The organism is Acetobacter sp. DsW_54 (assembly GCF_002153575.1).
In the GTDB taxonomy this organism is placed as follows: domain Bacteria; phylum Pseudomonadota; class Alphaproteobacteria; order Acetobacterales; family Acetobacteraceae; genus Acetobacter; species Acetobacter fabarum.
Window position 1 is genome coordinate 1 of record NZ_JOPD01000030.1, and the last position, 14,892, is coordinate 14,892.

15 protein-coding genes are annotated in these 14,892 nt (G+C 61.8%); 12 read left to right on the forward strand and 3 right to left on the reverse strand.

Annotation, left to right across the window (positions count from 1 at the left end; translation table 11 throughout):
- On the forward strand, window positions 1-342 hold a 342-nt coding region (locus HK20_RS13260), incomplete at its 5' end, for a hypothetical protein (protein ID WP_233129179.1).
- A gap of 99 nt (window positions 343-441) precedes the next feature.
- On the opposite strand, the gene HK20_RS10320 is transcribed toward HK20_RS13260, so the two are convergent.
- On the reverse strand, window positions 442-1,332 hold the full coding sequence (locus tag HK20_RS10320) for a transglycosylase SLT domain-containing protein (RefSeq protein WP_086646983.1): 891 nt from the start codon (window positions 1,330-1,332) through the stop codon (window positions 442-444).
- Between the two features lie 267 nt (window positions 1,333-1,599).
- On the opposite strand from HK20_RS10320, the gene HK20_RS12865 reads away from it, so the two are divergent.
- From HK20_RS12865 to HK20_RS10335, 4 genes are all read left to right on the forward strand, one after another.
- Window positions 1,600-1,794, forward strand: coding sequence for a hypothetical protein (locus HK20_RS12865; protein ID WP_143296500.1), 195 nt, complete (start codon window positions 1,600-1,602; stop codon window positions 1,792-1,794).
- Window positions 1,795-1,942: 148 nt separating this feature from the next.
- Window positions 1,943-3,037 carry a flagellar basal body P-ring protein FlgI gene (locus HK20_RS10325; RefSeq protein WP_233129182.1) on the forward strand — a complete coding sequence of 365 codons (1,095 nt, stop codon included), beginning with the start codon at window positions 1,943-1,945 and terminating at the stop codon, window positions 3,035-3,037.
- 7 nt (window positions 3,038-3,044) lie between these two features.
- Window positions 3,045-3,389 carry a rod-binding protein gene (locus tag HK20_RS10330; RefSeq protein WP_086646984.1) on the forward strand — a complete coding sequence of 115 codons (345 nt, stop codon included), beginning with the start codon at window positions 3,045-3,047 and terminating at the stop codon, window positions 3,387-3,389.
- A complete protein-coding gene (locus HK20_RS10335) occupies window positions 3,386-3,814 on the forward strand; it encodes a hypothetical protein (protein WP_086646985.1) in 429 nt (142 codons plus the stop codon). The genes HK20_RS10330 and HK20_RS10335 overlap by 4 nt, the downstream gene beginning before the upstream one ends.
- Window positions 3,815-3,837: 23 nt before the next feature.
- Here the strand turns inward: HK20_RS10335 and HK20_RS10340 are convergent, their stop codons facing one another.
- Both HK20_RS10340 and HK20_RS10345 read right to left on the reverse strand, forming a co-directional pair.
- Complete coding sequence (locus HK20_RS10340) at window positions 3,838-4,344, reverse strand: hypothetical protein (RefSeq protein ID WP_179290183.1); 507 nt, start codon at window positions 4,342-4,344, stop codon at window positions 3,838-3,840.
- A 34-nt stretch (window positions 4,345-4,378) separates the two neighbouring features.
- Window positions 4,379-5,092, reverse strand: a complete 714-nt coding sequence (locus HK20_RS10345) for a hypothetical protein (RefSeq protein ID WP_086646986.1) — start codon at window positions 5,090-5,092, stop codon at window positions 4,379-4,381.
- A 292-nt stretch (window positions 5,093-5,384) separates the two neighbouring features.
- On the opposite strand from HK20_RS10345, the gene HK20_RS10350 reads away from it, so the two are divergent.
- The 7 genes from HK20_RS10350 to HK20_RS10380 all read left to right on the forward strand — a co-directional run bounded on the left by HK20_RS10350 (window position 5,385) and on the right by HK20_RS10380 (window position 14,858).
- Window positions 5,385-7,532 (forward strand): DUF1217 domain-containing protein, encoded by a 2,148-nt coding sequence (locus HK20_RS10350; RefSeq protein ID WP_086646987.1) that lies wholly within the window; start codon window positions 5,385-5,387, stop codon window positions 7,530-7,532.
- A 130-nt stretch (window positions 7,533-7,662) separates the two neighbouring features.
- On the forward strand, window positions 7,663-9,024 hold the full coding sequence (fliI, locus tag HK20_RS10355) for a flagellar protein export ATPase FliI (RefSeq protein ID WP_086646988.1): 1,362 nt from the start codon (window positions 7,663-7,665) through the stop codon (window positions 9,022-9,024).
- A 10-nt stretch (window positions 9,025-9,034) separates the two neighbouring features.
- On the forward strand, window positions 9,035-9,460 hold the full coding sequence (locus tag HK20_RS10360; protein WP_086646989.1) for a flagellar FliJ family protein: 426 nt from the start codon (window positions 9,035-9,037) through the stop codon (window positions 9,458-9,460).
- A 197-nt stretch (window positions 9,461-9,657) separates the two neighbouring features.
- Window positions 9,658-10,422: a hypothetical protein gene (locus HK20_RS10365; RefSeq protein WP_086646990.1), complete on the forward strand. Its 765-nt coding sequence runs from the start codon at window positions 9,658-9,660 to the stop codon at window positions 10,420-10,422.
- Window positions 10,423-10,439: 17 nt separating this feature from the next.
- A complete protein-coding gene (locus tag HK20_RS10370; RefSeq protein WP_198943919.1) occupies window positions 10,440-11,801 on the forward strand; it encodes a flagellar motor protein MotB in 1,362 nt (453 codons plus the stop codon).
- A gap of 81 nt (window positions 11,802-11,882) precedes the next feature.
- Window positions 11,883-12,770 (forward strand): flagellar motor stator protein MotA, encoded by an 888-nt coding sequence (gene motA, locus HK20_RS10375; RefSeq protein ID WP_086646991.1) that lies wholly within the window; start codon window positions 11,883-11,885, stop codon window positions 12,768-12,770.
- A gap of 48 nt (window positions 12,771-12,818) precedes the next feature.
- A complete protein-coding gene (locus tag HK20_RS10380; RefSeq protein WP_086646992.1) occupies window positions 12,819-14,858 on the forward strand; it encodes a hypothetical protein in 2,040 nt (679 codons plus the stop codon).
- The last annotated feature ends 34 nt before the right edge of the window (window positions 14,859-14,892 follow it).

A 14,892-nucleotide genomic window follows, 5' to 3' on the forward strand; every position in this document is an offset into this window, starting at 1 on the left:
GGAGGTATGGAATCACAGATACGCACTCAAAACCATGGAGTTTTTCGAACCCTCCACCTGCATGGCAAGGTTTTTGTGTCGTGCGATTTTAATAGGTTCATCACGTATAGGAACGGCAGAAAAAACAAACTTATTCCGGCATATCAGTCTGATAACCCACAGGCATGGGAAAAGCTGGAAAGAGAAAAGTTCAATTCAGGGGATGACACTTATATCATACGGATAGTGCCATCCAGTATGCTCTATTTGGCAAATATATATGCGATAGATATGAGCGGATACAGCCAGATTTCCCAAACTGAGTATCCCGGTTACAGTTTTTATATCTACAAGAAAAATTAAGCAGCCGGAGCATGGGGGTTGTGGCGGTTGATGACCAACCGCCCAACGGTATCTGGCCTGTTGGAACGCCACACAGGGTTGCCTGTGTAGCGTTTTGGCTTATTCGCTGCCTTGCGCCACTATACGCTGGGCGCTGGCCCGCGCGACGGGGGCCGCCCTGTAAGAGGCAAGGGAGCGCCCGCGCATACCACCGCCCCGGCTGTTCCCCACTGGCCCGGGCTCCACAAAGTTCCGCATGCCCTGAAAGGGGTGAAACACCTTGGGGTGGGAGATCTGGGGCATGCCATCCGGGCCTGTGCCGGTGCTGGCCTCTGCCACCATCATTGGGCCGTGGCGGGTTGTGGGGGTTACAGGGTGCGGGAACACCTGCGGCATAAGGGGTGATTTTTGTGCAAGCTGCGGGCCTTCCCGCCCGTCTTGCGGCACGGCCCATGCCTCCAGCACCTTCCACTGGTAGGGGGTGCCTATGCCGGGGGTCTGGGAGTGGTAGGCCGCTGCTGCCCGTGGCCAGCTACCCGTCTTGTCATACATCTGAAGCAGAAAGCCGCCCGCGAACATGGCGTTGCGTAGCGGATCAAATGCCTGATCGAGCGAGGCAAAGGCATCGGGGTGCTGTTGCAGGTTGACCTGCATGCACCCCACGTCAATGGACATGATACCCTGCTGGCGGAAGCTCTGTACAGCCGCTACGGCCTCGGCCTGACTGTTGTAGTGGTGGCCAATGCCTGCTGCGTTAATGGTCCACGGCCAGGCGGAAACCGTACCGTCGGATTCGACCTTGCCACTCTCCACCCGCCCCATGGCGGATAAAAACCCGTCGGGAATATGCAGGTTGTGTTCGGCCTGTGCCGTGGCCTCCGTGCATAACCCGGCCTCGGCAGAGCGGGCGTGGGCCTGCGGGGTGTGTGCGGCCATGTGGGCAGTGCCCGCCAAGGTTACAACACCAAGGAGCCAGCGGGCAGGCCGGGTGCGGGGGAAGGGTGGCGTCATGCGCAGTCTGGCGGGGCTCGGGGCGGGGGTTATCCGCACAACGGGGCCCTTGGCTCCTTGGCTGGTGGTGGTTCCTTGGCAGTCATCTAAAGACTCTACTGGGCGATGCACAAGTAATACTGGCCTTGCCTGACCGATTTTTCACCCGGCTGTAGTCCTGCGGTACGGATTATGCAAGGATTCATGGCCCGGAACACCCTTGCCTCTGCTGGCTCTGTTCCCCCAATAGTTCTGCCTCCCCTGTCTGTTGGGTGCCGGAGTCATGCCATGATTTTGCATGATCCTGAGCGTGGGGCATGGCGGGGCACATGGCGCTTGGGCAGGCCCGGAGTGGGGGTATGGGCAAAAAAGGCTTTTGGGCATGCGCCGTGGCGGGTTACATGGGCATTGAATGTGCTGGCCCGCGCGCCTATTCTTATGGCACAAGCTGACGTGATGAGCCTGCACAGTGTGCCGGGCTGACCAACCAGGGGTAAACAGGTATATGAGGAACCGCCTCAAGGCGAGCAATGGGCAGGCCGGTATGGTCGGCCAGCATGGTGGCAGGGCGGCCTATTCCTTGAACCGTATGGCCTGCCGTTCTGGCGCGCCACGGTGGGTCAGGGCCGTTATGGCCGCGTTTTTCATGCTTTCCCTGTTTGTCCCGCTCTCTCCCGCCCATGCCGTTACGGTGCGGGTGAAGGATATTGTGGATTACGAAGGCGTGCGGGACAACCAGCTGGTCGGCTACGGTCTGGTGGTGGGTCTGCATGGTACGGGCGACCGTCTGACCAACATCATCTTCACGCGTGAGACGTTGATCAGCATGCTCAACCGCCTTGGCGTGAACATCCGTGACCGCGAAATCCAGTTGCAGACGCATGACGTGGCCGCCGTTATGGTCACGGCCACCCTGCCGCCGTTCTCGCACGGGGGCGGGCGGATTGACGTGACTGTTTCCGCCGTGGGTGACGCGCAGGACCTGACCGGGGGCACCCTGCTGGTAACCCCCCTACAGGCTGCCGATGGCGAGGTGTATGCCGTGGCGCAGGGCTCCCTTGTTACCAACGCCTTTACGGCGGGTGGGCAGGCCGCCACGGTCACGCGCAACATTCCCACCAGTGGGCATATTGCCAATGGCGGGGTGGTCGAGCGTGAAGTGCCGGTCAAGCTGGGCGAGACAGGGGTTATCCACCTCTCGCTCCATAACCCCAACTTTACCACCGCAACCCGCGTGGCCGAGGTTATCAACCGCAGCATTGGCGCACATATGGCGCAGGTGGATGACCCGCGCACCATTGCCGTGGACCTGACTGGGCGCAACGCATCGCTGACCCTGTTCCGTATTGGTGACCTCCAGATCGAGCCGGATACCATGGCCAAAGTTGTGGTGGACGAGGCCAGCGGCACCATTGTTATGGGGGATAGCGTGCGGATCAGTACCGTGGCTATTGCGCAGGGCAACCTGACCATTCAGGTGACCGAAACACCCGAGGTGGTCCAGCCAGCACCCTTTTCTAACGGTGTAACAGCCGTTGTGCCGCGGACACAGGCCAATGTAAGCACGGATAGCTCGCACAGGCTGGGCATCCTGCGCGAAGGGCCAACACTGGCCAGCCTTGTGGCCGGTATGAACGCACTGGGCATGGGCCCGCGCGACATGATTGGTATTTTGCAGGCCATCAAGGCCGATGGCGCCCTACAGGCCGATCTGGAAGTAAGGTAGGCAGAGCATGAGCACGCTAGCCAATGTGAGCGCGGCCCAGATTGCCAGCGCACAGAACACCGCCTCCACCCAGTCCGGGTTGAAGGCGGAAGCACTGGAAAAAACCCGCAAGGCCGCCATCGAGTTCGAGGGCATGACCATAGGCGAAATGCTCCAGCCGATGTTTGATACGGTGGACACCGCCAACGGCCTGTTTGGCGGTGGGGCGGCGGAGTCCCAGTTCCGGTCGTTGCAGGTGCTGGAAATGGGTAAGCAGATTGCCAATAATGGCGGCATCGGTCTGGCCGACAGTGTTTACCGCCAGATGCTGGCCATGCAGGAAAAAGCCCAGCAGGAAGCAGGTAAATCATGACCGATACGCCGCAGGATCTGCAAAGCCGTCTGTTACAGGCATTCGGGGCGGTCAGCGCTCTGCTTGAGCAGGAAAATACCCTGCTTAAAACCGGTCAGTGGCAGGATGTGGAAACACTGCTGCCGCGCAAGCGCACGTTAATGGAAACGCTACGCAAACTGCTGCCGCCGGGCCAGACCAAACCCCTGACAGCCGAACAGCGCAGCGCGAGCGTAAGCCCGGAGATGGAAGCCGCCGCCAAGCAGTTCAATGCTCTGGTTCGCGCCAATGAGGAGCTGCTGCAAAGCGCCATTGCCGCTCAGGGTACCCTGATCAAGCTTGTGCTGGATGATGCAGCACAGGAACAGCGCACGGGTTACGGGGCATCTGGCGGCTACACGGTGGATAGCCATGCCGGGGCACTGGCCCTGCGGAGTGACGTGTAAAAAACCTGTGGCGGGGTACTGGCTTACCAGTAGCCGCCCATAACCTTGCGGGGCTGGTCCCCGGCAGGGTCGGCGCCTGCGTACCAGGCGCTCCAATCCCACAAAAAGGTATCCCGGCGGTTTTCCGCCGTCATGGCGGCCAGCTCATCCACCACGGAGGGAGCCTGCTTCTTTTGGTTCCGCAGTTCTGCGGCGGTCATGTTGTGCAGGGTCCGGAATGCGGTTTCCGAGCCCATATACACACAGCCACACCCTATGGGGTCCGCGTAAAGGTAAATCGGACCATCGGGGGAGGGGCGGTAGGTCAACTGCCCCGGTGGCAGCAGGTTCATCATGGCGTAACGCGCGGTTGTGTCGGCCTGATGGGCAATAAACCCTGCCTCGGACAGGGTTCTCCCTTTTTCCAGATACGGGGCAGCGGGGGGGGTGCACCCCGCAAGTGCCGTGCAGAACAGCCCGGTTGCCGCCTGCGCCAGCCATTTTGCAGGGCGGGGTGTGGCCTTGGCCGGTAGGGAGCTGCCTGTGTGCATCTGGCGGGTTCCGTGCTGTGTTTTTTTTAAAGGTTTAAAGGGAGGGTGCAGCCGCGTCTGTCATGCACAGGGGGGGCACGCAGACAAAGGCCTTCATGGTGGAGTAGTGCAGGCTCATCAGCTGCTGGAGGGTCTGCGCGGCCATGCTGCCGTCTGCCGGGTTGGCAGCGGGTACGGTGGTGCTGGTCAGGGGCAGGCACGCCTTGATCATTTTTTCGGCCCCGGTGGGGGAAATGGCATAGCCGCACACGCTCTGGGTCGCCAGCAGCGGGAAGGCGAGGGAAGTTACTTCCATCTCGCTCAGCGCGCCTGCGCCACGGGCGGAGTAAGGGGGCTGTATTGCACCGTTGAACAGGGCCAGCTCGGGCAGAACATCAAACTGGAGGGTGGAGCCGGGGGTGTTGCCCCAGAGAACAAAGTCCCAGTCCTGCGGCAGGCTGGCCAGAATACGCGTGCTTTCGGCCTCAAAATTGGCGCACAGCACGGCGTTGCTTTCAAACACATGGGCGGCGGTCTGGTGCTGGGCCACGTTCCCCCACAGGGCAACGTGGGAGAGGGCCTGCGCAAACGCTGCGTGCGAGAACAGACATTCGGCAGAGATCAGGTTCATCTGCCGCATGGCCTGTGCGTCCAGCGTGTGCTCGTCCACGCCCACGGAGCGCACAAGGTCGGGAACATGGGCGTTCAGCCGCACAAAGCGTTCGCTCTGGTCCGGGGTTGCGTCGCTGCTGATGAAAAACTTGAACATCGAGGATTCCTGCTGGTGGCGAGAGCAAAAAATGCGATCACTAACGGGGCGCAATGGGTAGCTGGCTCCACCATGTCCAACACAACCGCCACGACGAGACCATAATCTGGTGCCTACAAGGATACGGCAGAGTAAGGCGCATGGAAAGCCTTGAGAGGTGCTTCAAACCCGGCCGAGCATATTCCTGTGGCTTTGTCGGGGGCAAAACCGTATGATAAACGCCAATATATGTTTTTTGGGTCTTGCACGGCAGGGTCCGGCATTGGTGTGCAGCACGTAAAGGATTGGATTAATGAGCGTTAGCGGTATCTCACCGGTAAGCCAGTATCTGACGGCCCTGAAAAATGAAGATGCCGCCGCCTCCACCTATGCCAAAACGGATGTGACCACCAAGCAGGCTTCCGCCGGGTTTGAGCAGGCCGCTGCCTCCATTACCACCGTTGCCGGGCTGATGAAGAATTACTCGGCCCTGAACGTGGTGCTGGGCGCGTATGGCATGGGCTCGTATTCCTCGGCCACGGCGCTGGTCAAAAAGCTGCTGACACAGGACCCGTCCTCCTCCACATCGCTGGCCAAATCGTCCAGCAATGCCACGTGGCTGGCCTTTGCCGATGCGTTCAAGACCTGGGGGCAGGGCGGAGGGAGCGTGCAGACCTCCCCGCTCACATCCTCCACCATTACGTCCATTGTTAACGAATACCAGTCCGATACCGATAAATCTCTTCAGAGCGATCTGAAGGCTTTTACAAGTGCAGCCCCCAGCATTACCACCGCGTCTGCCCTGCTGGCCAATACAAGCGTGCTCAATGTTGTGCTGAGCGCCTATGGCATGGATTCGCTGGAAGGGGATACCTCAGTCCTGACCGCACTGCTCACGCAGGACCCGTCCTCCTCCACATCGCTGGCGCAGACATCGGGTAATACGGCGTGGAAGCTGTTTGCCAACGCATTCCAGGACATGGGCAAAAACGGCGGTACGGCCACGTCCTCGCCGTTTACCAGCACCACCATGACCACCATTACGCAGGGCTACACCATTGCGGTTGATTCGGCGGTGGATGACAACATCAACGCGTTCAAGGCCGAGGCAGCAACCATGACCTCCGCCTCCGACCTGCTGAACAACCAGACTGTGCTCTCCATGGTCATGTCCACCTACGGGCTGGATTCCAGCACAGATAACAGCAGTATCCTCACCGCGCTGCTCACGCAGGACCCCACCTCCTCCACATCGCTGGCGCAGGCTTCGGGCAGCACGGCATGGCAGGATTTTGCCACGGCCTTCAAAAGCATGGGGCAGAACAACGGCACGGCTACGTCCACGCCGTTTACGGCCGCGACCATCAGCTCCATTGCCACCAAATATACGGATGCCATCAACAGCGGCACCACAAGCGCGATTGCATCCTTTAAAAGCGATGCGGCGGGCATTACCTCGGTCAGCAGCCTGCTGAGCAACAGCAGTGCGTTGCAGGTTGTGCTGGGGGCGTATGGTCTGGGCTCCCTTGCCTCCGACCCGGCCGTGGTCAAAACCCTGCTGACGCAGGACCCGGATTCCTCCACATCCCTGGCCCAGACATCGGGCAATACGGCGTGGCAGACCTTTGCGCAGGCGTTCAAGGCATGGGGGCAGAACAACGGTCAGGGTGCCATTATGTCCACGTCTTTTGTGGCGTCCCTGAGTGCCAGCTTCCAGAGCAACACCAATACGCTGGTGCAATCGGGCATTACGAATTTTGAAAACGCGGCTGGCTCCATTACCACCGCATCGGCCCTGCTGAGCAACACCGCCGTGCTGAGCGTGGTTTCCGGCGCGTTCGGGATTGATGCTTCAAGCAATGAAGCCACGCTGATGAACTCCCTGCTCACGCAGGACCCCACTTCCTCCACATCGCTGGCCAGTGCGTCGGGCAATGCCTCGTGGCAGAGCTTTGCAACGGACTTCAAGGTATGGGGTGCTAACGGGGGCAGTGTCAGTGCAACACCGTTCACGTCCGAAAAGATCCAGAGCATCGTGGAAAGCTACCAGATGCGGCAGTACGAAAGCAGCAAGGATCTGAGCGATAACGGCGTGGGGAATGCCCTGTACTTTACCCGCACCATGAGCAGCATTACCTCCCTGTCGCAGCTGATGTCGGACCCGACCCTGCTCAAGGTGGCAGAAACCGTATCGGGCTACGACCCGGACCAGTTTGGAGCACTCGACTATGACCAGCAGGTGCGCCTGCTGTCCAAGAAGGTGGACTTCAGCAAGCTGTCCACCCCCAAGCAGATCCAGCAGTATGCGGAGCAGTATCTGGCCATGTTGCAGATCAACCCGCAAACGCCAGATACCCCCGCGTCCATGCTCGACCTGTTTGGCGGGAGCAGTGATGATGACATCCTCTCCCTGTTCGGTGGGGATGATTCCTCGGGCGATCTTTATTCCAGCCTGTTCTAGGCGCGCTGGTCTGCCCGTTATCCTTTGGGGCAGGGCCGTATAACACTGCATCTGTTTGGTTGGTAACGTGAGTCTGGACCCGCAACCCTCCTCGCCTGTCGAGGCATCTGTATCCGCTCTTTCCGGTGTGATGGAGGCGGTACGCGGTGCCATTGCCAGCCCCCGGCATGATGTGCCGGTTGGGCTGCTGGAAGGGCGGGTCACCGGGCTTTCGGGGCTGTCTGTCTCTCTGAGCGGGCTGCGGGATTTTACCGGCGTAGGCGACCGTGTGACCATTTACGGGCTGGATGGGCGGCAGACACAGGCCGAAATTGTGGCCTTTGCGCAGGACATTGCCATTGCCATGCCCTTTGGCTCGCTGGAGGGTATTGGTTCGGGCTGCCGGGCAACCTTTTTACTGTATGATCAGGAGCAGCGCCGCCGCAGGGCGGGGGGTACGCTCATGGTCAATGCTGGCTGGCAGGGCCGGGTGGTGGACCCCATGGGCCGCCCGATGGATGGCAAAGGCCCGCTGCCGTCCGAGGGCACGGCCCAGCGGCTCCATGCCGCCCCGCCCGAGGCCGCCATGCGTGCGCGCCTTGGCCCGCGCATAGACCTTGGGGTGCGTGCGCTCAACCTGTTTACCACCTGCCGCGAGGGCCAGCGCCTTGGCCTGTTTGCAGGCTCGGGCGTGGGTAAATCCACCCTTATGGGCATGCTCGCGCGGGATACGGCGTGCGATGTGGCCGTTATTGCGCTGGTAGGGGAACGTGGGCGCGAAGTGCGCGAGTTTGTGGAGGATGATCTGGGCCCGGAGGGGCTGGCCAAGTCCGTTGTGGTGGTTGCCACGTCCGACACATCCCCCCTTATGCGGCGCGAGGCAGCCTATGCTGCCATGGCCGTGGCCGAGCACTTCCGCGATCAGGGTAAATCGGTGCTGATGCTGATGGATAGCGTAACCCGCTTTTGTCAGGCCCTGCGTGAGATTGGCCTGTCCTCGGGCGAGCCACCGGCCACGCGTGGTTATCCGCCCAGTGTTTTTGCAGAACTGCCCCGCCTGCTGGAACGCGCAGGCCCGGGGCTTATGGACGAGCACGGCCATGCAGGGCAGATGACCGCCATGTTCTCCGTGCTGGTGGAAGGGGACGACCAGAACGAGCCCGTGGCCGATGCCGTGCGCGGTATTCTGGACGGGCACGTGGTGCTGGAGCGCCGTATTGCGGAATCTGGCCGTTACCCTGCGGTTAACGTGCTGCGCTCGCTCTCGCGCACCGTGCCGGGATGCCTGACGGAGGAGGAGAACCAGCTTGTGCTGCAAGCCCGCTCCTGCCTGTCCACCTGGGATGAAATGCAGGATATGGTGCGCCTGGGTGCGTACCGCCCCGGCAACGACCAGCGCGTGGACGAAGCCATTCGCGTAGCCCCGGCGGTGGAGGAAATGCTGAAGCAGCGCAAGGGCGAGCGCGCGACCCTGCCCGAAAGTTTTGATGCCCTGCGGGGCGCATTATCGTAGCTGATCCCGCATGAGCAGCGCGCGAATCCGCTCCCTGCACGCGCTTATCCGCGTGCGCAAGAAGGAGGTGGACGAGGCCCGCGCAGGCATGGCCCGTGCGCTGGCGGCCGAAAGTGCGGCTCTGGCCGACCTGGAACGGCAGTTGACCCAGATTGAAGTGGAGCGGGATGAGGCCGAGGGCGATGCCGGGCGTGAGTCCTTCCGCCTGTGGCTGCCCATAGCGCAGGAAAACGTGGCACGGGCCGAGCAGGTTGTGCTCAGGACACGTAACGATTCCATGCGGGTGCGTGAGGAGCTGATTCAGGCCAACGCTGCATTCAAGGCCGCGCAGACCCTGCTGGAGAAGCGGGAGGAGGAAGAGCGCGTTCTGCTGGCCCGGCGCGAACAGGCGGAGCTGGACGATCTGGCCCGGCGTGCCCGCCCGTTTTTTCTGTAAGTTCGGGCAAGGTCCATTGTTTGGCGGCCATAAACGCCAAAGCCATGAAAAAACGATGGCAATTGGCTCTTTTCTTATGTTTGATCCTTGAGAAAGCGGAGTGCGCCCGCTATCGCTTACAGATCATAAGGGGCTGACAGTGATCGTGTACCATGCGACCCGTTTCTCCCCACACTCGTGAGTGATTAGGAAAACGTATGCAACAGACAGAGCTGCAACCCGCAAAGATTTTTATTGCGACCCCGTGCTTTGGCGGGATGGTTACGCAGGAGTATATGGAATCCATCATTGCTTGCGCCGGTGTGCTTCAGGTTCCCATGACCCTGTCCCTGCTGGGGGACGATGCCATGATCAGCCGTGCACGCAATACCCTGATGCACAAGTTCCTCACTCTGTCTGACGCAACACACCTTCTGTTCATTGATGCCGATATTGGTTTCCCGGCCGAAGCACCAGCCCGCCTGCTGGCGGCTGGCAAGGATGTCGTGGCCGGGGCCTACCCGATTCGTCAGTATTTCTGGGACAAGACCACGCAGGAAAACATGCTCCATGGCGAACCGCAGGATACCGCATCCCTGCGCTATGTGGGCGAGACCGAGGCCATGCACCAGCAGATTGAAAAAGGCCCGATGGTTAAAACGCATTATGCGGGTACGGGTTTCATGCTGATCAGCCGTGGTGCGCTTGAGCGGATGGTCAAGGCCTACCCCGAGACAGCCTACACCCGCATAGACGCCGCCAACGGCGAAACAGGCAGCACCGCCTACGCCCTGTTTGATGGCAGCATCGACCCCGAAACCGGAACCTACCAGAGCGAGGACTTCACCTTCTGCCGCCGCTGGCGCGAAATTGGGGGCGAAGTCTGGCTGGATACATCCATCAATCTGACACATGCAGGCCGCGCCGCGTTCCACGGCAAGCCGGGCTGCCGTGTTGGCATGGTTCACCACAAGGGCGCCTAAGGTCGCAATAGCACCACATGCCAGATAACAAAAAACGGCCCGTTATTATCAAACGTGTGTCCGATTCCGGCGAGCATGGCCACCACGGTGGCGCATGGAAGATTGCGTACGCCGACTTCATGACGGCCATGATGGCCTTCTTTCTGGTCATGTGGCTGCTGAATGCGACAACAGAGGAGCAGCGTAAGGGTATTGCGCAGTTCTTTAACCCCATGGCGGAAAAAGACACCCGCCTTGGCTCCTCCAACGGTATGCTCGAAACATCGCCTTCTCCCCTGACCGCAGGGACCACCCTGCGCAAGGTCAAGGATGGGGATGCCCCGGAGGATGACGGTGGCGAGCAGCCCGGTGCGAGGGATGCCCCCCGTCGCTCGGAAGAAGGCGGCTCCCCCGATAATATTACCCGTGGGCTCAAAGCGCACCTGACCCCCGCATCCCCCGCCATTATTCCCGTTGGCGGGCCAGAAAGTGGGGGCGGTAAAAGCATAGGCACCGTTGGCGTGGATAACCCCGTGGCTGCTGCGGCCGAGCAGTCCAAGATCGACAACATGGTGCAGGGGCTTGAACAGTCCGTGGCGCAGAACCCCGATACGCAGGAAGCGGCCAAGAACATGACCGTCTCCTTCGGGCGGGATGATATTCGCATTGAACTGCGCGACGCCAACAACACCCCCATGTTCGATACGGCTTCCGCCACCCCCAATGCCGCCGGGCGCAAGATGCTGGAGCAGATTGGCGCGTGGCTGGCCCCCATGCCGGAGCAGCTCTCCATTGTGGGGTACACGGATGCGGATCAGTACCGCACCACCAAGCATGGTACGGGTATGTCCAACTGGACCCTGTCCGCCCAGCGGGCCGATGGCGCGCGGGAGGTGCTGGTCAAGGCAGGGTACCCCGACCGTAATATTCTAAGCGTATCCGGCCGTGCAGACCGGGACCTGGCTTTGCCGGCAGACCCCGGCTCCGCCGCCAACCGGCGCGTGGTGCTTATTCTGCACCGTCGCTTTGTTAACCCGGGGGCCGATGGCGGGGCGATTGTACCGCTACCCGCTGGTGGTGCTGCGCCCGCAGCACAGCCCCCCGCCGGGCAGGCTGACCAGCCTGCAACTCCGCCAGCGGCCCCGGCAGGGAACGCGCCCTCCGCCCCGGCTGGCGGGCAGGCTCCCGCTACGGCCCCCGCAGCACAGGCCCCGGCAACTCCGGCGCCGGCGGCAGCACCAGCCGCACCAGCTCCCGCCACGCCCGCCGTGCGGCGTAACCGGGGTGTGCGGGTGCGTAGCGTAACACGGCCCAGAGCGCCGCAGGGCCAGCCGGCCCAGCCGCCAGTGGACCAGCCTTTTCAACCCTCGCAGGATACGTGGACACCCGCGCCGCAGTAACCCGCCCGTAACACGATGATGACCGTGCCGCAGGCAATGTGTGCCCGCCTGGTGCAAGTAGATGGAAGTGGAGACCGTTAAATGCTGTTCATCGGGGGGCTCATTTTTGCGCTGCTCTGCGTATTTGGTTCGTTTGTGGCATCCGGGGGGGCACTTGCACCCCTTATCATGTCCATGCCGTTCGAACTGCTGACCATTCTTGGGGCCGCGGTGGGTATTTTTGTCATGTCCAACTCCAAGGACGTGCTCAAGGAGTTCCCGCATTACCTGCGCCGGACCATCAAAGGGCCACGTTACAACAAGGCGGCCTATACGGAGCTGCTGGTCACGCTGTTCCGCTTCATGCGGCTGGCGCAGGCCAAGGGCAACATGGCGCTTGAAGAACATATTGAAAACCCGAACGACAGCAGCATTTTTGCCCTCTCCCCCAATGTGCGAGACGATGTGCCAACCCGTGCGCTGATCTGCGATTACCTGCGTCTGGTCAGCCTGAACATGGATGACGCCTACCAGCTTGATGAAGTCATGGCGCGTGAGCTCAAAAAGAACCTGAGCGAAGAGCTGCATACTTCCGAAAGCCTGCAAAGCATTGCAGACGCCCTGCCAGCCCTTGGCATTGTGGCCGCCGTGCTCGGGGTTATCAAAACCATGGCCTCGATCAGCAAGCCGCCGGTCATTCTGGGTGAGATGATTGCAGGCGCTCTTGTCGGGACCTTTCTCGGGGTGCTTTTGTCTTATGGCGTTGTGGCCCCACTTTCGTCTAGAATGCGCGATGTGGTCACGCAGGACGCACGGTACCAGGACCTAATCCGCACGGTATTTGTGGCGCATCTGCAAGGCAACCCGCCGCAGATCTGCGCGGAAATCGGGCGTAAGGACATACCCCATGCGTTTATGCCAACCTTTGCCGAGCTGGATTCTGCCTTGTCCGAGGCCAGCAACCCCGGCGCCGCCGCAGCGGCGGCCTGAGCGTAAGGGAATGTTGGCGGCGCATCCGCTGGCGGGAGGGAGCAAGTAATGGGTATTAAATCTACAAGTGGGTCCAACCTGAGCGAAAACGCACAGGAAGCACCGCTCTCCTCCCTGCTGGCTGCCATTGCGTCGCGCAGCACCACGGGTGTTGCCTCCAGCCCCTCCGGGCAGAACAGTGGTTTTGCGGCGGTGCTCAAAAGCATGTCCGCCTCGGCCACGACCACGCAGGCGCGTGCGACCACCACACAGCCCGACAACAGCAGCACGCAGCAGGCGGACCCGGACCAGACCGACACCACAGCAGACAACACCACCAGCCAGAGCAGCGCCACGCCCGCCCAGTCCGGCGCGCATACGGCGGCGGATGCAAAACACACCACAGCCAGTGCAAAGGCAGGCAAGGCCAGCGCCAGCAAGGCCGCAGCAACCACCCAGACCGCCCAGACCCAGAGCACCAAAGCCCAGAAAAGCCAGTCCGGCAGCAATGATGCCGACACAACGGCTGCGGCAGACAGCACGGCCGATACCGCCAGTGCCACCACAGCGGATGCCGGGCAAAGCGGGCAGAGCACAACGGTCTGGAGCATGGCGGAAATGCTGCTGCAAATGGCCATGCAGGGTGCCGCCACCGCGCAGGATACAGCCCAGAGCGTTGCCGGAGCACAGGCCGGGGCCGACACCACAACAGGGACCGACGCCACGCAGGGGGATGCGGCACAGGTTGCCACCACACTGGCCGCATCCATACAGGCCAGCACCGGGCAGGATACCGGCGCACTCGCCCCGGCAAGCGTGTTGCAGGGGGCGGTTCAGGCCGCGGCAGATGCATTTGGGGGGCTGGGCCTGTCCACCGTTGCCGGGCAGAGCGGTTCTGTCTCCCTGACTGCGGGGCTGAGCGGCCTGCCCATGGGGCTTGCCTCTGCCGTGGCGCAGCCGAGCACCAGTGTTGCCGGTGCCGGGTTTGCCAGCCTGTCCGCCCTGGGCAGCGCGCAGGCCGTACCAGTAGCACAGGCCACGTTGGCCCAGAGCGTTACCGCCAGTGCCGCTGCAAGCGGGGTTATGGGCGCAGGCAGTAATGGTGTGCATGCCAATGCGGCGTCCCTTACCGCGGCTACGGGTGCCGCCAGTCAGGCTGCCAGCGTGCAGGGCACAGCCACCGGAGCAGCTACGGATACCGCCCAGCAGGTGGCGTTAACGCTCCAGCAGGTTGCCGCAGCGGTGAGCAACGTGAGCGTAACCCAGACCGCAGGGCAGAGCACACAGGCGCAGGATAGTGTTGCCGGGCTTTCCCTTACGGCTGATGCAACCGGTGGTCTGGCCTCTGGGGCCACGACAGCCATGGTGGCACTGGGCAGCACTGTGCAGGAGGCCACGGGCCAGAACCAATCCGGTTTTTCCGACCAGTCCGGCACAGGGGCTGAGGCGGAAGGGCAGGCCCTGCTGGCCGATGGTGCCGCTACCACCAGCACGCTGGCGCAGGAGGCCGCACAGGGGGCTTCCAGCTTTGCCTCCACGCTGGGTTCGGCGCTGGATAGCGGGCGTACCGCACAGACCACCCCCGTGCAGGCGACAGCCGCCCCTACCACCACGGCGGAAGATGGTACGGCCACGGGCCTGTTCTCCCTCGCCAGTGCGGATACGGGTGTGTCCATGACGGTCATGACTGCCGATTCCACCCCCGTTCATGTGCGTGTGCAGGGGAGTGATGGCGTGACCACCGGCGTTGTGCTGCAAAGCGAGGATGCCGCAACCGCGCACCATCTGGCCAACACCCGGCACGAGCTTGTTGCAGCATTGGATGCGGCGGGTGTAAACGTAGGACAGATCAAGATTGATGTTGTGAGTGCGAGCGACACCAGCAACAATGCCAGCCAGCAGGATAATGGCAGTGCCGCAGGCGGCGCTTTTGGTGGGGCGGATACCAGCGCGGGGCAGGGTGGCAACCAGTCTTCGGGCGGGAATGCTTGGACCAGCAGCGCCCTGCCAGCCACGCAGGGTCTGGCGGCGGAGCAGGCGCAGGTGGGTGAGGCAGATGCCACCACCACGCGCACGTATGATGGACGTGGGGTTAACATTACCGCCTGACCCGGGCGCTTTACAGGCAGACAGGAAGGAAGCG